The sequence below is a fragment of the Paraburkholderia sp. genome, from assembly GCF_050742655.1.
Classification (GTDB): domain Bacteria; phylum Pseudomonadota; class Gammaproteobacteria; order Burkholderiales; family Burkholderiaceae; genus Paraburkholderia.
On record NZ_JBOIGG010000020.1, the window covers coordinates 86274 to 105511 of the forward strand.

Below are 19238 nucleotides of genomic sequence, written 5' to 3' on the forward strand. Positions count from 1 at the left end.
ACCGCATGAACCCATCCCGCGCCTTTATCCTGCGCCCCGTCGGCACCGCGCTGCTGATGGCGGCGATCATGCTGGTCGGGCTCGTCGCGCTGCGCTTTCTGCCGCTGTCGGCGCTGCCCGAAGTCGACTACCCGACCATCCAGGTGCAGACCTTCTATCCGGGCGCGAGCCCGGACGTGATGACGTCGTCGGTCACCGCGCCGCTCGAGCGGCAGTTCGGCCAGATGCCGTCGCTGAACCAGATGTCGTCGCAAAGCTCGGCGGGTTCGTCGATCATCACGCTGCAGTTCAGTCTCGATCTGCCGCTCGACATCGCCGAGCAGGAAGTGCAGGCCGCGATCAACGCGGCCGGCAACCTGCTGCCGTCCGACCTGCCCGCGCCGCCGATCTACGCGAAGGTCAATCCCGCCGACGCGCCGATCATCACGCTCGCGATCACGTCGAAGACGATGCCGCTCACGCAGGTGCAGGATCTCGCGGACACGCGGCTCGCGCAGAAGATCTCGCAGGTGGCGGGCGTCGGGCTCGTCAGTCTGTCGGGCGGCCAGCGGCCGGCTGTGCGCATCCAGGCGAATCCGCGCGCGCTCGCCGCATACGGTCTGAATCTCGACGACCTGCGCACGACCATCTCGAACCTCAACGTCAACACGCCGAAGGGCAACTTCGACGGCCCGACGCGCGCGTACACGATCAACGCGAACGACCAGCTGACCGATGCCGACGCGTACAAATCGGCCGTGATCGCGTACAAGAACGGCCGCGCGGTGATGCTGACCGACGTCGCGACGATCGTCGCCGGCGCCGAGAACACGAAGCTCGGCGCGTGGGTCGACAGCACGCCGGCGATCATCCTGAACGTGCAGCGCCAGCCGGGCGCGAACGTGATCCAGGTGGTCGACAACATCAAGGCGCTGCTGCCGCAGCTGCAGCAGTCGCTGCCGGCCGCGCTCGACGTGCGCATCGTCACCGACCGCACGACGACGATCCGCGCGTCGGTGCGCGACGTGCAGTTCGAGCTGCTGATGTCGGTCGTGCTCGTCGTGCTGGTGATGTACCTGTTCCTCGCGAACGTCTACGCGACGATCATTCCGAGTCTGTCGGTGCCGCTGTCGCTGATCGGCACACTCGCGGTGATGTATCTGTGCGGCTTCTCGCTCGACAACCTGTCGCTGATGGCGTTGACGATCGCGACCGGCTTCGTCGTCGACGATGCGATCGTGATGATCGAGAACATCGCGCGCTACGTCGAGGAAGGCGAGGCGCCGCTTGAAGCCGCGCTGAAGGGTTCGAAGCAGATCGGCTTCACGATCATCTCGCTGACGGTATCGCTGATCGCCGTGCTGATTCCGCTGCTGTTCATGGGCGACGTCGTCGGGCGGCTGTTCCATGAATTCGCGATCACGCTCGCCGTGACGATCGTGATCTCGGCGATCGTGTCGCTGACGCTCGTCCCGATGATGTGCGCGAAGCTGCTTCGCCACACGCCGCCGAAAGAAAGCCACCGCTTCGAGGCAAAGGCGCACGCGTTCATCGACTACGTGATCGGCCGCTACGCGGTCGCGCTCACATGGGTGCTCGACCGGCAGCGCTCGACGCTCGTCGTCGCGCTGTTCACGCTCGTGCTGACCGCCGTGCTGTACATCTTCATTCCGAAGGGCTTCTTCCCGGTGCAGGACACCGGCGTGATCCAGGCGATCACGCAGGCGCCGCAGTCGGTGTCGTATGCGTCGATGGCGCAGCGCCAGCAGGATCTTGCCGCCGAGATCCTGAAGAATCCGGACGTGGAGAGCCTGACGTCGTTCATCGGCGTCGACGGCAGCAACATCACGCTGAACAGCGGCCGCATGCTGATCAACCTGAAGCCGCGCGACGACCGTAGCAACACCGCGAGCGATGTGATCCGCAACCTGCAGCGCGACGTCGCGCACATTCCGGGCGCGTCGCTGTACATGCAGCCGGTGCAGGATCTGACGATCGACTCCACTGTCAGCCCAACGCAATACCAGTTCATGCTGACGTCGCCGAACATCGACGAGTTCTCGACGTGGGTGCCGAAGCTGATGACGCGTCTGGAGGCGTCGCCCGAACTCGCTGACGTCGCAACCGATCTGCAGAGCAACGGCCAGTCGGTCTACATCGAGATCGACCGCGCGACCGCGTCGCGCTACGGCATCACGCCCGCCACCGTCGACAACGCGCTGTACGACGCGTTCGGCCAGCGCATCATCTCGACGATCTTCACGCAGTCGAACCAGTACCGCGTGATCCTCGAAGCGCAGCCGGACATCCAGCACTACACCGATTCGCTGAACGCGATCTATCTGCCGTCGTCGACGTCGAGCGGCGGACAGGTGCCGCTGTCGTCGATCGCGAGCTTCCACGAACGGCCGGCGCCGCTGCTCGTCACGCACCTGAGCCAGTTTCCCGCCACCACGGTGTCGTTCAACCTCGCGCCGGGTGCGTCGCTCGGCGCGGCGGTGAAGGCGATCCAGCAGGCTGAAAAGGACGTCGGCCTGCCCGCGTCGTTCCAGACGCGCTTCCAGGGCGCGGCGCTCGCGTTCCAGGCGTCGCTGTCGAACGAACTGTTCCTGATCCTCGCGGCGATCGTCACGATGTACATCGTGCTCGGCGTGCTGTACGAGAGCTTCATCCATCCGATCACGATCCTGTCTACCTTGCCGTCCGCGGGCGTCGGCGCGCTGCTCGCGCTGCTCGTGTCCGGGCACGACCTCGACATCATCGGCATCATCGGCATCGTGCTGCTGATCGGCATCGTGAAGAAGAACGCGATCATGATGATCGACTTCGCGCTCGAGGCGGAACGCGAACAGGGCAAACCGCCGCGCGAGGCGATCTACCAGGCGTGCCTGCTGCGCTTCCGGCCGATCCTGATGACGACGATGGCCGCCCTGCTCGGCGCGCTGCCGCTGATGCTCGGCACCGGCGCGGGCTCCGAGCTGCGTCATCCGCTCGGTATCGCGATTGCCGGCGGTCTGATCGTGAGTCAGTTGCTGACGCTGTTCACGACGCCCGTGATCTATCTCGGCTTCGATTCGCTCGCACGCCGCGTCCGCGAGCGCTTTCATCGCGACGAGCCCGAAGGTGGCCCAACCCCGCCCGCCGCCGGCGCGGAGAACTGATCGATGAACCTGTCGCGTCCGTTCATCCAGCGGCCGGTCGCCACGACGCTGCTCGCGGTCGGCGTTGCGCTCGCCGGCATGTTCGCGTTCGTCAAGCTGCCGGTCGCGCCGCTGCCGCAGGTCGACTTCCCGACCATCTCCGTGCAGGCGAGCCTGCCGGGCGCGAGCCCGGAAACCGTCGCGACCAGCGTCGCGAGTCCGCTCGAGCGGCATCTCGGGTCGATCGCGGACGTCACCGAAATGACGTCGTCGAGTTCGGTCGGCAGCGCGCGCATCACGTTGCAGTTCGGGCTGAACCGCGACATCGACGGCGCCGCGCGCGACGTGCAGGCGGCCATCAATGCGGCGCGCGCCGATCTGCCCGCGAGCCTGCGCAGCAATCCGACGTACCACAAGGTGAATCCCGCCGATGCGCCGATCCTGATTCTCGCGCTGACGTCGAACACATTGCCGGCGGGTCAGCTGTACGACTCGGCGGCCACGGTGCTGCAGCAGGCGCTGTCGCAGGTGGATGGCGTCGGCGAGGTGGACGTCGCCGGCTCGTCGAGCCCGGCGGTGCGCGTCGAGCTGGAACCGCAGGCGCTGTTCCACTACGGCATCGGGCTCGAGGACGTGCGCGCCGCGCTCGCGGCCGCGAACGCGAACAGCCCGAAGGGGTCGATCGAGTTCGGACCGAACCGCGTGCAGATCTACACCAACGACCAGGCGAGCAAGGCGATCCAGTACAAGGATCTCGTGATCGCGTACCGCAACGGCTCGGCGGTGAAGCTGTCGGATGTCTCCGAAGTGATCGATTCGGTCGAGGATCTGCGCAACCTGGGCCTGACGAACGGCAAGCGTTCGGTACTCGTGATCCTGTACCGCCAGCCCGGCGCGAACATCATCGAGACGATCGACCGCGTGATCGCGATGCTGCCGCAGTTGCAGGCATCGCTGCCCGCGGACGTCGAGGTGCGGCCCACCGCCGACCGCTCCACGACGATCCGCGCGTCGCTGAAAGACACCGAGCGCACGCTGATCATCGCGGTCGCGCTGGTCGTGATGGTCGTGTTCCTGTTCCTGCGTAACTGGCGCGCGACGCTGATCCCGAGCGTCGCGGTGCCGATCTCGATCATCGGCACGTTCGCCGCGATGTACCTGCTCGGCTTCTCGATCGACAACCTGTCGCTGATGGCGCTGACGATCGCGACCGGCTTCGTCGTCGACGATGCGATCGTCGTGCTCGAAAACATCTCGCGGCACATCGAGAATGGCGTGCCGCGCATGAAGGCCGCCTTCCTCGGCGCGCGCGAAGTCGGCTTCACGGTGCTGTCGATCAGCCTGTCGCTGGTCGCGGTGTTCCTGCCGATCCTGCTGATGGGCGGCATCGTCGGGCGGCTGTTTCGCGAATTCGCGCTGACGCTGTCGCTCGCGATCGGCGTGTCGCTCATGGTGTCGCTGACGCTCACGCCGATGATGTGCTCGCGCCTGCTGCGCGAACCCCGCGAAGCGCAGCAAGAAGGCCGCTTCGGTCAGTGGCTCGAACGCGGTTTCGAGAAGATGCAACGCGGCTACGAGCGCACGCTCGGCTGGTCGCTGCGCCATCCGCTGCTGATTCTCTTTGTGCTGATCGCGACGATCGTGCTGAACGTCGTGCTGTACGTGATCGTGCCGAAGGGCTTCTTCCCGCAGCAGGACACGGGCCGGCTCATCGGCGGCATCCAGGCGGACCAGAGCACGTCGTTCCAGGCGATGAAGATCAAGTTCTCCGAGATGATGGCGATCGTGCAGAAGAATCCGGCGGTCGACAGCGTGGTCGGTTTCACCGGCGGCCGGCAGACCAACTCGGGCTTCATGTTCGTCGTGCTGAAGCCGAAGAGCCAGCGCAAGCTGTCCGCCGACGAGATAATCGCGCAACTGCGCGCGCCGCTGTCGAACGTCGCTGGCGCGCGCACGTTCCTGCAGGCGGTGCAGGACATTCGCGTCGGCGGCCGGCAGTCGAATGCGCAGTACCAGTTCACGCTGCTGTCCGACACCACCGCCGATCTGTACAAGTGGGGGCCGCTTCTCACCGAGGCACTGCAGAGCCGCCCCGAACTCGCCGACGTGAATTCCGACCAGCAGCAAGGCGGCCTCGAAGCGATGGTGACGATCGATCGCGCGACCGCGGCGCGGCTCAACATCAAGCCCGCGCAGATCGACAACACCCTGTACGACGCGTTCGGCCAGCGCCAGGTATCGACGATCTACAACCCGCTGAACCAGTACCACGTCGTGATGGAAGTCGCGCCGAAATACTGGCAGAGCCCGGACATACTGAATCAGGTGTGGGTCAGCACGTCGGGCGGCAGCGCGAGCGGCGCGCAGACCACCAATGCCGCGGCCGGCACCGTGACGAACGCGGCCGCTGCCACGGGCGGTACCGGCGGCACGACCGCGTCGAGCGTCGCGAGCATCGCCGCCGACTCCGCGCGCAACCAGGCGATCAACTCGATCGCGGCGAGCGGCAAGTCGAGCGCGTCGTCGGGCTCGGCGGTGTCGACATCGAAGGAAACGATGATTCCGTTGTCGGCGATCGCGAGCTTCGGGCCGGGCAACACGCCGCTGTCGGTGAATCACCAGAGCCAGTTCGTCGCGTCGACGATCTCGTTCAACCTGCCGCCCGGCAAATCATTGTCCGATGCGACCCAGGCGATCTACGACACGATGGCGCAGATCGGCATGCCCCCGACAATCCACGGCAGCTTCCAGGGCACCGCGCAGGCGTTCCAGCAGTCGATGTCCGACCAGCCGATCCTGATTCTCGCGGCGCTCGCGGCCGTGTACATCGTGCTCGGCGTGCTGTACGAGAGCTACATTCACCCGCTGACCATCCTGTCGACTTTGCCGTCGGCCGGCGTCGGTGCGCTGCTTGCGCTACTCGCATTCAAGACCGAGTTCAGCATCATCGCGCTGATCGGCGTGATCCTGCTGATCGGTATCGTGAAGAAGAACGCGATCATGATGGTCGACTTCGCGATCGAGGCGTCGCGGCACGGACTGTCGTCGTACGATGCGATCCATCAGGCGTGCCTGCTGCGCTTCCGGCCGATCATGATGACGACCTGCGCGGCACTGCTCGGTGCACTGCCGCTTGCATTCGGCAGCGGCGAAGGTGCCGAGCTGCGCGCGCCGCTGGGCATCTCGATCGTCGGCGGGCTGATCGTCAGCCAGGTACTGACGCTGTACACGACACCGGTCGTCTATCTGTACATGGACCGGATTCGCGTGCGGTGGGAAAACCGCGGCGCGCGACGCGCGCAGTCGGCTTGAACGCGCTGGCCAGGACCGGAGCGTCAGGCGCGCGTCAAAGCGACTGACGGATCGCCAGCGCAAAGATCCGCGCCCACTGCCGCGCGCGCCGCCCGTCCCCGGCCGGCACGTTCCATACGGGTCGCTTCGGGTCCTTCACGCGCACCTCGACCTGCCAGCCGCGCTGAGGATCGCGTCGTGCATCAGCAGCTTCGAGGTCGGCGAAGATGTACTCGCCCTCGACGCCGTCCACTTTCAGCCGGCACAACCGCTTGTCGGCGGCGAGGCGCACGTCGCCCCAGTCGCCCTTCAACTCGTGAGTCCAGTCGCCGTCGCGGATGTTCGCCGCGACCTCGCGACGCCGGCGCCACCAGAACGCGAGCGCAGCGATGACCAGCGCCGCGACGACGACTGCCACCGCCACCGCGACGCCGGTGCCGAACAGCGTGGCCAGCCGCTCGAACGACCACACCGCGCCATAGGCGAGCGCGACCACGACGATCAATAAAATCAGAATCGGCATTCAACGCACCATCGGGGGAAATCGGAAAAATACGCAAGCTGGCGCGCGGCCCGGTTGCGGACCTGCGCGCCTCAAAACGACTACTGCTGCTTATGCGTGGCAGCCCACGCCTTGACCGCGTTCAGCGTGTTCTCGACGTGCTTGTCGGGCGACAGGCTCGTGTACTCGTAGAGAATCTTGCCGTCCGGCGCGATCACATACGACACGCGATTGGCCATCGGCGCGTGCATCGGCAGGCCGGCGTCGTACGCATCGATCACTTTCGAATCGGCATCGGCTGCGACGGGGAATTTGCTGCGGCATTCGCTGACGGAGAACTTCGTCAGCGTATCGATGTTGTCGTGCGACACGCCGATCACCGTCGCGCCATACTGCTTGTACTCGTCGACGGCCTCGGCGAAGTCGTGCGCCTCGATCGTGCAGCCCTTCGTGAACGCGGCCGGATAGAAGTACAGCACGACCGGCCCCTTCTTCAGTGCATCGGCAAGCGCATACGTGAACGTCTTGCCGCCCAGCGACGCCTGCGCCGTGAAGTCGGGCGCCTGCTCGCCCGGCTTGAGCGTCGCCGACGCGAGCACCGAATACACGCACAGTGCCGCGCCGCCCAGAATCGCGGCCGCTGCCGGCCACCCTTTTCGCTTCATGTCGTCACCTCGCCAGTTCACGTCGAATTCATGTCGATCACGCGCGCACGCACGGTGCGCCGCAGCGGGCCGCTCACGTTCCGTCAACGGTCCGTGGCGATATTGGAGCACGTTACGGCGGAGTGCGCAGGGTGGAATGCATCGGGGATGGCGTCGCCGGGTCGGGGCGCCAGGGGTTGTGCCAGGCTGAGCCGCGTCAGGTCGGACTGCATACGGCGAATCGCATGACGCGCGGCTCGCGTGACGGCTAACCGCCTTTACCCGCCCGCTCGCCTATTCCGCCGCATGCGCATCGAACCACGCGGCTGCCGCGAGATTCAGCTCCGCGAGCGCATCGGACGTCAGCGGTGCAAAACCCGCCAGCGCGTCGTCATGTGCGAGCGCCATCGCATCGTCGCCGTGATCGGCGGCTTCGGCGATGCGCAGCACCGCGCCGAGCGGTCCGCGATACCCGACGATCGCGTCGCGGATCGGCTGCGCGAGCCCGAACCGGCCGAGCGCCTGCTCGATCGTCCCACCGAGCACCACGTGCACGAGCGAGAAGATGGCGGTCATGATCGCCGCATCGACGAAGGCCTCGTCGTTCGGACGCAGTTCGCGCGCGACCAGTTCCATGAAGCGCGAGCGTGTACCGGCCAGTTGCACCAGCGGATCGCAATGCCACGGCAGCTCACTGCCGCCCGCGTACAGCAGCAGTTGCGCCCAGCGCGCGATCTGCCGCGTGCCGGCGACCAGCACCGCCTCGCGGAGCGAACCGATGTCGCGTGCGAGGCCAAACGCGCTCGAGTTCACGAGCCGCAGCAACTGCACGACGATCGGCGGACTCAGCTTCAGTTCGGCCTCGAGTTCCGCGATATCGGCATCGCGAGCCAGCAGCGCGAGCAACCGCAGCAGCGCGGGCCGCGATATCCGCGCGCGCGGCGCGGCGAGCATCTGCGGCCGTGCGAAGAAATAACCCTGGAACAGATCGAAGCCGAGCGCGTGACCGAGCGCAAAGTCTTCGCGCGTCTCGACCTTTTCCGCGATCAGCGTCCGCCCAGCCCCGCGCATCCGCTCGACGAGCTCGGGCAAGGCGTCGCGCGGCGTCTGCAGGAAATCGATCTTGACGATGTCCGCATGCGGCAGCGCAACGGCGATGTTGTCGGTCCAGGCGCAGACATCGTCGAGCGCGATGCCGAAGCCGGCGCGACGCAGATCCGCGATGCGTGCGAGCAGCCGCGCATCGAAGGTCACGGTTTCGAGGATCTCGAGCACGAAGCGCTCGGGCGACATCAGATGCACGATGTCGTCGAACAGCAGTTCCCGACCGATGTTCACGTAGCCGCGCCGCGTGCCAAGCACGGCCGCGACGCCGATCCCGCCGATCGTGCGCACGACCACCTGCGCGGTAGCCTGCGCGTCGTCGCTGACGTCCGCGCGATTCTGCGGCCCCGCGCGAAACAGGAGTTCGTATGCGCTCACCGCGCCATGCCGGTCGACGATCGGCTGCCGGCCGAGATAAACGCACTGCTGCACGCCGGCCGCGAGCGCGGCGGGCGTCGGTGGCCGCGCGTCGTCGACAGGCGTACGCGATGCCACCGGCCGACGGGCACGGTCACTGCTGACGCCGGTTTTCGAAGAGTCGGACATGGCTCGCCGCAGCAAATGTTTGGGAACAGCGTCGGGATAACGTGGTGCCGCGGTGCGGCGGATCCGCGATGCATACGGATCCGTTGGGCATACGAAGCGCAGTGCAGGCGTGGCGCGTCGCGTAATGCATCGGAGGCAGCCAGCCGGTCGCGCCACTTTAACCGAATCCCGTGCGACGGCGTACCGGGAGAATCGCGGGTATGCGCCGTTCGGCATACGCACCGCACAGCGCGCCAAGGTGCTTTCCAATCCTTCCCTGCGCGAGCCGCAATCGCCGCAAACGATCACCCCGCGTCCACCTCCGGCCCGTCGCCCATCACCCACCCTATCAAACCGTCAGAAAATTGTTAAAGATTTTTCCACACTGGTCGATATCAAGTTCTGATGGGCGGCTCTACCGTTCCTGTCGCGGATCGTGCGCGGCTGGGCGAGCGAGCCGCACCAATGCAGAACGACGAGGGGTTGCCCGCCACACACATGGAAGCGAACAGCATCATCGTGCCCCGCCGGGGCTCCTTGCGCACGGTCTTCGACCGGTTCCGTGCGTTCGGCCGGCGTACGGGCGGCCAGCCCGGTTCCGCGTTCGCGCCGCTGCGCATCGAGCAGACGGTCGGCGCGGTCGATTTCCTCGCGCAGGTCGATCACGAGCTGCACTTTCTCTACGTGTCGGACGCGAGCCTGCGCTTCATCGGCTATCACCGCGAGTATCTTCAGACCGTTACGCTGCACGATCTCGTCGCGCCCGCCGACGCCGCCCGGCTCGCCGCGCTGCTCGCCCGCGCGAAGTCGAGTGGCACCGTCGAGAAAGCGACCATCGAGCTCGTCAAGTCGCTCACGTACCCGATCGCGGTCGAGCTGCGCGTCGTCAGCAACCAGCATGACGGTGTAGAGGGCTATGCGATCGCCGGCTTCGATGTGTCGACGTGGCGCGCGACCGAAGCGCGCCTCACACACGCGCTGAATCACGATCCGCTCACCGGCATCTCGAACCTGTCCGCGCTGATTCCCGCGCTGCTCGACGCGCAGCAGCGCGCCGACACGCTCGGCACGCCGGCCGCGCTGCTGCTGCTCGATCTCGACGACTACCAGCGGGTGAACCGCGCGCTCGGCTACGACGCAGGCGACGAAATGCTGCGCGACACCGCGCGCCGCCTCGCGACCACGGCGAACCAGGGCGAGACGATCGCGCGCGTTGCGAGCGACGAATTCGCGATCCTGCTGCCTGCCGGCGGCGGCCGCACGTCGATGGCCGCCGCAGCCGAAGCGCTGTCGCGGCGCCTGCTGACCGCCGTGCAGCAGCCGTATTCGTTTCGCGGCCAGCAGGTGCATCTGTCGGCGAGCATCGGCATTGCGCTGTACCCGGACGTGTCCGGCACCCACGACCTCGCGACGCACGACAGCCATCTGCTGCGCTGGGCCGATCACGCGCTGCTGCAGGCGAAGGCCGCGGGCGGTAACACGCTCGCGTTCTACGTCGCGGACGACAGCCCCGCCGACGCCGAGCGCCTGAAGCTCGAATCGGATCTTTACGACGGCGTGCGCAACGGCGAATTCTCGCTGCACTTCCAGCCGATCACGAGTAGCCAGACGCACGGCGTGGTCGGCGTCGAGGCGCTGATCCGCTGGCATCATCCGCTGCACGGGCTGGTGCCGCCGTCGATGTTCATTCCGCTCGCCGAATCGGTCGGTCTCATCAACTATCTCGGCCACTGGGTGCTGAAAGCGGCGTGCATGCAGTTGATCCAGTGGGACGCACAGGGCATCGCGCTGCAGTACGTCGCCGTCAACGTGTCACCGCAGCAGTTCCGCGATCCGCGCTTCAAGGAGAACGTGCGCGAAGCAATCGAGCTGACCGGGCTCGATCCGCGCCGCCTCGTGTTCGAAATCACCGAAAGCCTGCTGATGCACGATCCGCTGCACGCGAAGGCGCTGCTCGAAGAGCTGACCGCGATCGGCATCCGTTTCGCCGTCGACGACTTCGGCACCGGCTATTCGAGCCTCGCGTACCTGCAGCGCTTCCCGCTCGCGAAGCTGAAGATCGACCGGAGTTTTGTCGAGAATCTGCTAACCTCGCGCAACGATCAGGCGATCGTCAGCGCGGTGGTTGGCCTCGCACAGACGCTCGATCTCGAACTGGTGGCCGAAGGCGTCGAGACCGAAGCGCAGCGCGCACTGCTGACCGAGATGGGCTGCGATCATATTCAGGGCTGGCTGGTCTGCAGGGCATTGCCGTCGGAAGAACTGGCGCAGCGCTTCGAAGCGCGCACGCTGCATCTGCACGGCACGTCCCGTCTCGCGACGTGACGCGACCGGTGCTCGTGCGATCCGGCGGTCAACGTCATGGCGACGTAACACTCATTGCAACACGTATGGTTTTGCTGGCGGGATTCACATGGTAAAAGCGGCGGTGCTCGACAGACTCTGGACTCGAATGAGCGAGCGCGGCGACTTTCCGATGCTGTCGCAGTCGCTGCGCACGACGATGGCCGCGATGAACAACGACGAGCTCGACTTCAGCTCGCTCGTGCGCATCGTGCTGTCCGATTTTGCGCTCACGCAGAAGGTGTTGCGGCTCGCGAACTCCGCGATGTACATGGCGTTCGGCGGCAACATCACGACCGTCACGCGCGCGCTGATGGTGCTCGGCATGGACGCGGTCGGTCATCTGGTGGTTGGGCTGAAGATCGTCGATCACTTTCATCACAGCGTGCCGCGCCGCATCGACGCGAAACTCGAACTGAACCGTACGATGCTGTCGGGTTGCGTCGCGCGCAAGCTCACCGAGCGCGGCGATCTGCGTGTTGGCGAAGAGGCGGTCGTCTGCACGCTGATGCGGCAGATCGGCAAGCTGCTGGTCGTGTTCTATCTCGATGCCGAGTGGGATCAGATCCGCCACCGCATCGAAGGCGACGCCGACCCCGACGACGCGTGCAACCTGGTGCTCGGTGTGACGTTCGAGGAAATCGGCCTCGAGGCCGCGAAGCGCTGGCGTCTGCCCGACACGATCCGCACCGGCATGGGCGACTACGACCCGCACGCCGACGAGCCGCGCCAGGTGCAATGGTTGCGCGCGCTCACCAGCTATTCGACCCAAGTCGCATCGTTGCTGACCGCGCCGAACCTGCCGGAATGGCAGCGCGAGGCGCGCATCGCGGAGCTCGCTGGCCGCTACAGCCGCGTGCTCGGCTCGGACGCGGACACGCTCGTCGAGATGAGCGTCGCGCTTGCGCACGAAGAAGCGGGCGACAGCGTCATACGCGAGATCGTCGAACTGCGCGCGAGCGCGGACGCAATCGCGCGCGAGTCGCTCGATCCGGAAGCGCGCATCGGCGCGGGCGTCGAGGATCTGCGCGCGCTACCGTCCGACAACGCGCTCGGCCCGGCACTCGCACTCGCGTCGGAAACCGTGCTGGCCGGCCTCGGCTTCACGCGCACGATCGTGTTCGTGCGCCAGGGCAGCGGCACGTTCACCGCGCGCCTCGGCTTCGGGCCCGATGTCGAGACCGCCTTGCCGATGCTGTCGTTCGATGCGGCGTTCGAACCCGACGTGTTCCATCTGGCGATCGCGAATTCGGTCGGCATCTTCATCGAGAACGCACGCGACCCGAAGATGCTCGCGCGACTGCCGCAATGGTTCCGCCGCACGATCGACGACGCGCGCTCGTTCGTGCTGCTGCCGATCGCACGCGAAAGCGATCAGTCTACCGTCGCGCTGCTATACGGCGACTGGTCGCTCACGCACGAACCGCGCCGTATCTCGCAGCGCGAGATGGCCGCGCTAAACGGGCTCGGGCGCGAGCTGAGCCGGTTCTTTGCGCATACGATCGAGACGGATACGGATACCGAAGCGGAGACGCGCTGAGGAGCAGGTCGTTTCAGGTAACTGATAACGCAACCCATCGCGCAAATCAAACTAACGCAAAGTGTCCAACACGGTCTAAGCGTGCCCCCAGCTCGCAGCCGAATCGGTGATCTGGTCTCTAAGCCAGCGCTGTGCCGGGTGATTCGAATTGCGCTTGTGCCAATGCAAAAAAAATGGAATAGAAGGAAGGTCTAACGGCGGAGGCTTGACGGCAAGCAAGTCCCCATAGCGGGACGCCTTAATCGTGCCCTCGAGTACCGTAGCAATCATGTCCGACCCTGCGATCAACCGCGGCACGGCATGGAGCTGCGGCACGGTTAATCCAACGCGGCGCGTCTCGCCGATTTTGCCCAGTTCCACATCGACAAAACCCCTGTGTTCTGCTTCCGGTGACACAAGCAAATGTGTCAGCGTCAGGAAAGTGCTCAAGCTTAGACGTCCGGCTGCCGCCGGGTGTTTCTTCCGGAGTACGCATACAAAACGCTCCTCGTAGAGCGGCTCGCTAAGAAGCCGGGCGACCTCGTGGAACGAAACACAAACAGCGGCATCGATCTCTCCTGCATCGAGCAATTCCACGGCTTCTTCGCGGGCGCCTATCAATCTGACATGCAGCGTTGCCGACGGGGCCAGCGTTGCCATTCGCCCGATAAGTTGCGGCAACACCGCCTCTGTCGGCAAATCCGACATGCCAATGGTGAATGAACCGGAGAACGTTTCCGGTTGAAAAGCTTGCGTGAAGTCGAGGGTTTTCTGGATCTGACCCAGAGCCTGCGAGATGGGAACCAGGATATCCAGTGCACGCGGCGTGGGTTGCAACCCATCCGGTCCACGCACAAAGAGTTCGTCCCGTAGCAGCGTTCGTAGCCTCGACAGCGCGGCACTCATGGCTGGCTGTGTCCGGCCAATACGTACGCCCGCACGCGTCACATTCCGCTCGGCCATGAGCGCATCAAAAGCGACGAGGAGATTTAAATCGATCCCGTGAAGATTCATGGCATGGATTACTCCGTATATCAATAATCGATTATGCATGAAGGTCCGCAAATCCTAGACTCCTCACCTGGCATGCGTATTCGATAGTCGACGGCGCCTTCCGGCACAAAGGAGAGCATTCCATGAGTACAGCAAACGGCCAGCGTTTGCGCATCCATGCGGAGAAGCGCGGGGTTGTGGCGTTGTGTTTCCTCATCGGCCTCGGGTCGATCGTTCCGTCTGCTACGGCTCGAGCGCAGGCTATCGAACGCTTCCTGTCCTCCGGGTCGGCCCCGCCCAACATACTCGAGGGCGTAGCGATCCCGTCCAGTTCGGACCTTCTGCTACTGAGCGGCCAGACGGCATCTCTGTCCGACAGCCCGGATCGTCCCGTGACGCGCGACGTCACCAGGGCACAACTCGGAGACACCCAGGCACAGACGCTCAACATCCTGGGCAAGATCGAAGCGACGCTCGCCAGGCGCGGCTATCGCATGTCCGATGTCGTGAAGCTTACCGTCTATCTCGTCGGCGACCCTGCTCTCGGCGGCGCGATGGACTATGCCGGCATGAACGACGCGTACCGGCAGTACTTCGGGCAGTACTTCGGTGCCCGCACGAACCCGAACCTTGCAACGCGGGCGACCGTTCAGGTCGTCGCGCTCGCCGAGCCTGCCTTTCTCGTCGAAATAGAAGCGGTGGCCGCGCGGGAGCACGCAGGCCGGCTACCGCGACACCGATCGCCCTCATGACACAGTATTGGAGATCTGCAATGCGCGTTCCCGTCATATCCATCTTGTTTGTCGTCTGCTCTGTCATTCTTCACGTCCCCGCCCACGCGCAGGCTGCCCCTACCCCACCGGTCCGCGACACCGCCGCTATCCGGATGAACGCCCTGGGTCGCGAGGGCACGGCGCTCGCAGCGCGTACCGGGCGATGGGATGTCGTCGAAACCTTATGGTCGCGACCCGGCGCTGCTCCGGAAATCGTCCGCGGACAGGTCGCCGAGCGACGGATGGTCGGGTTGTATCTGCAGGAGGTCCTGCATTCACCTGGAGACGCATCGGACTCGAACGTCAATCGCATCGATTACCTCGGGTTCAACCGCGTAACGGGGCGGTGGGAATATCTGTCGATGGATACCCGCGCGCCCGTAGGCCTGATGCCTGCGTGGAGCTTCGACCATGATCCGGTTGACCGCATCCGCGTGCAGTTCGAACCGTTTGCCATCCCGGGTGGTGGCACCTCGGTCAGTGGGCAGATGCTTCGGATGGAGGAGGTTATCGTGCAATCCGGCCCGGACGCGGAGACCAAGGACCAGTATTTCATCCTTGCAGACGGAAGCGCGACGAAATGGCTCGCGCATCGCTACGCTTATGTTCGTCGCCAGCCTGGATGACGGTGCCTGTCTGGCGACGACCAGGGTCTGCTGATCGTTTTCACGAACGTCGCATCGGCCGACGAAACGTCGCGGCTATGCACGCGACCGCGCGATGCACTCGCCCTCGCTCGCACGTCAAATCACTCGTCCAGACGTTCGAGCCCCGCCGCTTCGGCATGACGATCCGCGACGCCTGCCCACGCCGCGGCCTCGAGCGCGAGCGCGGCGATCTGCGCGGCAGTCAGCGGCGCGAGCTGCGTACACGCTGCGTCGACGTCGTCCCATGCGCCGCGTTCCAGCGCATCGATCGCCGCCAGCAGCACACCGAGCACGCCATCACGCGACAGGATCGCCGCACGGATCGGTCGCGATAGCGTCAGCACGTCGAGCGTGCTTTCGAGCGAACCGCCGAACACCGCATCGACGAACGAGAACACGCCAGTGAGAAACGCAGCGTCGGCCTCGTCGCGGCCGGCACTCGGTAACTGCGCGATCGCGAGTTCCATGAAGCGTGCGCGCGTCGCCGCGAGCTGCAGCAGCGGATCGCTTTCGAGCGCGACCTTGCGGCCGTCCGCGTACAGCAGCAGTTGCGTCCAGCGTGCGATGCGGTCGGTGCCGGTCGCGTTGATCGCCTCGCGCAGCGTCTCGACCTTGCGGCCCATCGTGAGACCGCTCGTGTTCGCGAGCCGCATCAGATGCATCACGAGCACGGGGTTCAGTTTCAGTTCGGTTTCGAGCTGCGTGACGGTCGGCTCCGAACCGAGCAGTTGCAGCAGATTGAGCAGCGCGTGACGCGGCGCGCTCACACGACGCGCGGTCGACGATTGCGGCCGCGCGAAAAAGTACCCCTCGAAGCGGTCGAAGCCCAGTTGCCGGGCGGCTTCGAAATCGGCCTGTGACTCGATGCCCAGCGCGATCAGCGTCTTGCCCGCCGACCTCAATACGCCCGCGAGCTTCTCGAGCATCGCGGGTTCGATGCGCGCGAACTCGATCTTCACCGCGCCCGCATACGGCAGCAGTTGCGCGAACGTATGATCCGCTTCGACCACATGATCGAGCACGAAACGGTAGCGCCGCGCATGCAGCGTGACGATGCGCGAGATCAGCGTGCTGTCGACTTCGATGTCCGGTGGAATGTCGAGCAGAAAACGGTCGGGAGGCAGCATCTGCAACGACTCGTCGAGCAGCATCGCGCGCGTGACGTCGAGATAGCCGATGTGGCCGACGAGCGCCTCACGCACCGCCGGCTGGATCGCCGCGCGCACGACAGGATCGACGCCCGCGAGCGGATCGGAGCGGCGCGGTTCTGCGGCATCGGCCGACGAGTCCGTCAACGAAGCCGCCACTTCCCCGGCAGCGATTTCGCGAGCTTTCATTTCGTAACCGCACAGCATGCCGTCGCGGTCGAGCAAAGGCTGCCGCGCGAACACCACCTGCGCGGTCGTCGTCTTCGCCACGCCCGGCACGGCATGGCGACGCGGGCCATCGGCCGCGATCGTGTTCATTCCAGTCCCCCGCGAAGCGCGTACGCTTCAGCCTGCTTTATCTGATCTGTGCTTTGTGTGTGGGCGCCCGCTGAAAACGCCCTGACGAGCGTAGGCGGAACGCACGCAGAGTTTAGCGCAGAGCGCCCCCTGCCACGGCCCGATCGTGTGGGGTGCTTCGGAAAATCCGCGAAAACTTCGCAGAGCTCCGCCGGGACTCTGACGAAAGCCCACGAAAAAAAGCCACGGGCCGCATCGCGGCGGCCCGTGGCATCGACAGCGTGGCGTAGAACGCCGCGGCTGTTTATTTCAGCACGACCTTCACGTCGAAGTATTTCGCGGCGAAGCGGTCGATCGTGCCGTCCGCCTTCAGCGATTTCAGCGCCTCGTTCAACGCGTCCTTCAGCGCCTTGTCGCCCTTGCGTACGCCGAAGCCGACGCCCGCGCCAAGCAGCTTCTCGTCGCTGACCGGCGGGCCCGCGAATTCGAAGCCCGCGCCCTGCGGACGCTTCAGGAAACCCTTCGACGCCGCCTCCGCATCCTGGAACGCCGCGTCGAGCCGGCCCGACGCGAGGTCCGCGTAAATCTGGTCCTGCGTCTGGTACGGCACGACGTCGACGCCGGCCGGCGCCCAGCGCGCTTTCGCATACGCTTCCTGGATCGTGCCTTGCAGCACACCGACGTGCTTGCCCTTCAGCGAAGCGGGTGTCGGCTGCAGGCCGCTGCCCTTCTTCGCGATCATCTGGTTAGGGATCACATAGATAGGATCGGTGAAGTCGATCGCCTGACGACGCTGGTCGGTGATCGTCATGTCCGAGTTGATCGCGTTGAACTTGCGGGCCTGCAATGCGGGAATCAGTCCGTCGAACGAATTCTCGACCCACACGCATTTCGCCTTCAGCTTCGCGCACACCGCGTTGCCGATGTCGATGTCGAAGCCCTGCAGGTCGCCCGCGGGCGTCTTCGATTCGAACGGCGCATACGACGCCTCGACGCCGAAGCGGATTTCCTTGATATCTGCTGCCGACGCGGCACCTGCTGCCATCGTCGTGGCCGCCGCGACAATCGCGAGCACGGCCGTTTTTCGCCAGTTCATGTTCATCATCGGTATTCCAGGAAGAGCTTGGTCGAACCAACCACTACACCACTGCGCGGATCGAAGCGGGGCGCCCATCATCGCAGTGCCGCCGTGCCGCTCCAAACGCAGGGCGTCGGCGTGATGCGCCGCAGCAGCGGCGAACGCGGGATTGTACAGGGGGCGCACACGCGAACCTGCGGGGCCGCACTGTGCGCAGGGGGATTCGTCACGCAGCGCACGCGCGGCGAATCCGCAACTTCGTGTCGCTCGGGGGCAAGAGGTAAGCGCAAATCAGACGCCAGGTGAGTCGGCGAGTTCCTGTGCGAGACGCTCGGCGATATACGCATAGACGGCCGCGACGTGCGGCAGATGACGCGACTCCGGATGCGCGAGCACCCAGATCTGCGCTTCGGCTTCGTCGAGCGGCGGGGTCAGCTGCACGAGGTCGTCGCGACCGCGCGCGAGGAACACCGGCACGATGCCGACGCCGAAGCCGCCCGCGACGAGTTCCAGCACCGCCATCACGCTGTTGGTCCAGTAGCGCGGCTGCACGTCCGGGCAATGGCGCTTGCGCCACTGCACCGAAGGATGATTGCCGAGCGAGCCGTCCGGCGCGACCCAGTCGCAGTGCGCAAGCGCGTCGGGGTCGCCGCTGCGGATGCCGGTCGATTTCGCAGCGAACACCGCAACGTGCACCGGCCCGACCTGCTTGCCGATCAGATGCCCGGGCGCGCGCCGCGTCGCACGGATCGCGATGTCCGCGTCGCGCTTCGTCAGACTCGCGAGCGTGTTGTCCGCGGTCAGCTCGAACGACAGCGCCGGATGCAGGTCCGCGAGATCGCGCAGCATCGGCAGCAGGAGGCCGTACAGCACGGTGTCGGTGGTCGTCACGTGGACCGGGCCGGCCACGCGGTGACCGGCCGCCTGCACGCTCGAACGCGCGGCGGCGAGTTCGGTCTCGATGCGCTCCGCGTGGCGCGCGAGCTGCAGACCGAGCGGCGTCGCCCGGTAGCCCGTGCGCGAACGCTCGAACAGGCGCTGCCCGAGACCGCGCTCGATCCGCTGCACCGAGCGGAATACCGTCGACGCATCGAGGCCAAGCCGCAGCGCCGCTTCGGCAAGCGTGCCCGCGCGCACGAGTGCGAGCACGGTTTGCGTGTCGGCCGGCGTCAGTTCGTACTGCGTGTATTGCGTTTTTGCACGCATCGTTTGGTCGTCCGCCTGTTTATCGAATGATCGGAGCGGTGCTACTTTT

The 19238-nt window shown here is 65.6% G+C and carries 13 protein-coding genes; 6 read left to right on the forward strand and 7 right to left on the reverse strand.

Going from position 1 to position 19238, the window contains the following annotated elements:
* The first annotated feature begins 5 nt into the window (after positions 1-5).
* Both ACREXZ_RS24970 and ACREXZ_RS24975 read left to right on the forward strand, forming a co-directional pair.
* Entirely contained in the window at positions 6-3140 is a 3135-nt protein-coding gene (locus tag ACREXZ_RS24970) for an MdtB/MuxB family multidrug efflux RND transporter permease subunit (RefSeq protein ID WP_431766796.1), read from the forward strand.
* Positions 3141-3143: 3 nt separating this feature from the next.
* Positions 3144-6431 (forward strand): efflux RND transporter permease subunit, encoded by a 3288-nt coding sequence (locus tag ACREXZ_RS24975; protein ID WP_431766797.1) that lies wholly within the window; start codon positions 3144-3146, stop codon positions 6429-6431.
* Positions 6432-6465: 34 nt separating this feature from the next.
* On the opposite strand, the gene ACREXZ_RS24980 is transcribed toward ACREXZ_RS24975, so the two are convergent.
* From ACREXZ_RS24980 to ACREXZ_RS24990, 3 genes are all read right to left on the reverse strand, one after another.
* Complete coding sequence (locus ACREXZ_RS24980; protein ID WP_431766798.1) at positions 6466-6933, reverse strand: hypothetical protein; 468 nt, start codon at positions 6931-6933, stop codon at positions 6466-6468.
* 80 nt (positions 6934-7013) lie between these two features.
* Positions 7014-7577: a peroxiredoxin gene (locus ACREXZ_RS24985; RefSeq protein WP_431766799.1), complete on the reverse strand. Its 564-nt coding sequence runs from the start codon at positions 7575-7577 to the stop codon at positions 7014-7016.
* Positions 7578-7850: 273 nt separating this feature from the next.
* Positions 7851-9206, reverse strand: a complete 1356-nt coding sequence (locus ACREXZ_RS24990; protein WP_431766800.1) for an EAL and HDOD domain-containing protein — start codon at positions 9204-9206, stop codon at positions 7851-7853.
* 477 nt (positions 9207-9683) lie between these two features.
* On the opposite strand from ACREXZ_RS24990, the gene ACREXZ_RS24995 reads away from it, so the two are divergent.
* Together ACREXZ_RS24995 and ACREXZ_RS25000 are read left to right on the forward strand one after the other, a co-directional pair.
* A complete protein-coding gene (locus ACREXZ_RS24995) occupies positions 9684-11510 on the forward strand; it encodes a putative bifunctional diguanylate cyclase/phosphodiesterase (protein ID WP_431766837.1) in 1827 nt (608 codons plus the stop codon).
* 88 nt (positions 11511-11598) lie between these two features.
* The gene (locus ACREXZ_RS25000; RefSeq protein ID WP_431766801.1) at positions 11599-13068 is read left to right on the forward strand and encodes an HDOD domain-containing protein; all 1470 of its coding nucleotides are present in this window, start codon (positions 11599-11601) and stop codon (positions 13066-13068) included.
* Between the two features lie 75 nt (positions 13069-13143).
* On the opposite strand, the gene ACREXZ_RS25005 is transcribed toward ACREXZ_RS25000, so the two are convergent.
* Positions 13144-14061, reverse strand: a complete 918-nt coding sequence (locus ACREXZ_RS25005; RefSeq protein ID WP_431766802.1) for a LysR family transcriptional regulator — start codon at positions 14059-14061, stop codon at positions 13144-13146.
* Positions 14062-14183: 122 nt separating this feature from the next.
* Between ACREXZ_RS25005 and ACREXZ_RS25010 the strand changes: the two genes are divergently transcribed.
* Together ACREXZ_RS25010 and ACREXZ_RS25015 are read left to right on the forward strand one after the other, a co-directional pair.
* Positions 14184-14792 (forward strand): Rid family hydrolase, encoded by a 609-nt coding sequence (locus tag ACREXZ_RS25010; protein WP_431766803.1) that lies wholly within the window; start codon positions 14184-14186, stop codon positions 14790-14792.
* Between the two features lie 20 nt (positions 14793-14812).
* Positions 14813-15439: a hypothetical protein gene (locus ACREXZ_RS25015; RefSeq protein WP_431766804.1), complete on the forward strand. Its 627-nt coding sequence runs from the start codon at positions 14813-14815 to the stop codon at positions 15437-15439.
* 122 nt (positions 15440-15561) lie between these two features.
* Here the strand turns inward: ACREXZ_RS25015 and ACREXZ_RS25020 are convergent, their stop codons facing one another.
* From ACREXZ_RS25020 to ACREXZ_RS25030, 3 genes are all read right to left on the reverse strand, one after another.
* Complete coding sequence (locus tag ACREXZ_RS25020) at positions 15562-16926, reverse strand: EAL and HDOD domain-containing protein (RefSeq protein WP_431766805.1); 1365 nt, start codon at positions 16924-16926, stop codon at positions 15562-15564.
* Positions 16927-17209: 283 nt separating this feature from the next.
* Positions 17210-18007: an ABC transporter substrate-binding protein gene (locus ACREXZ_RS25025; RefSeq protein WP_431766838.1), complete on the reverse strand. Its 798-nt coding sequence runs from the start codon at positions 18005-18007 to the stop codon at positions 17210-17212.
* A gap of 267 nt (positions 18008-18274) precedes the next feature.
* Positions 18275-19189: a LysR family transcriptional regulator gene (locus ACREXZ_RS25030; RefSeq protein ID WP_431766806.1), complete on the reverse strand. Its 915-nt coding sequence runs from the start codon at positions 19187-19189 to the stop codon at positions 18275-18277.
* Between the last annotated feature and the right edge of the window lie 49 nt (positions 19190-19238).

Coding starts and splice junctions, on each gene's coding strand:
- ACREXZ_RS24970 (WP_431766796.1), top strand. CDS start 6: ATGAACCCATCCCGCGCCTTTATCCTGCGCCCCGTCGGCACCGCGCTG.
- ACREXZ_RS24975 (WP_431766797.1), top strand. CDS start 3,144: ATGAACCTGTCGCGTCCGTTCATCCAGCGGCCGGTCGCCACGACGCTG.
- ACREXZ_RS24980 (WP_431766798.1), bottom strand. CDS start 6,933: ATGCCGATTCTGATTTTATTGATCGTCGTGGTCGCGCTCGCCTATGGC.
- ACREXZ_RS24985 (WP_431766799.1), bottom strand. CDS start 7,577: ATGAAGCGAAAAGGGTGGCCGGCAGCGGCCGCGATTCTGGGCGGCGCG.
- ACREXZ_RS24990 (WP_431766800.1), bottom strand. CDS start 9,206: ATGTCCGACTCTTCGAAAACCGGCGTCAGCAGTGACCGTGCCCGTCGG.
- ACREXZ_RS24995 (WP_431766837.1), top strand. CDS start 9,684: ATGGAAGCGAACAGCATCATCGTGCCCCGCCGGGGCTCCTTGCGCACG.
- ACREXZ_RS25000 (WP_431766801.1), top strand. CDS start 11,599: ATGGTAAAAGCGGCGGTGCTCGACAGACTCTGGACTCGAATGAGCGAG.
- ACREXZ_RS25005 (WP_431766802.1), bottom strand. CDS start 14,061: ATGAATCTTCACGGGATCGATTTAAATCTCCTCGTCGCTTTTGATGCG.
- ACREXZ_RS25010 (WP_431766803.1), top strand. CDS start 14,184: ATGAGTACAGCAAACGGCCAGCGTTTGCGCATCCATGCGGAGAAGCGC.
- ACREXZ_RS25015 (WP_431766804.1), top strand. CDS start 14,813: ATGCGCGTTCCCGTCATATCCATCTTGTTTGTCGTCTGCTCTGTCATT.
- ACREXZ_RS25020 (WP_431766805.1), bottom strand. CDS start 16,926: ATGAACACGATCGCGGCCGATGGCCCGCGTCGCCATGCCGTGCCGGGC.
- ACREXZ_RS25025 (WP_431766838.1), bottom strand. CDS start 18,007: ATGAACATGAACTGGCGAAAAACGGCCGTGCTCGCGATTGTCGCGGCG.
- ACREXZ_RS25030 (WP_431766806.1), bottom strand. CDS start 19,189: ATGCGTGCAAAAACGCAATACACGCAGTACGAACTGACGCCGGCCGAC.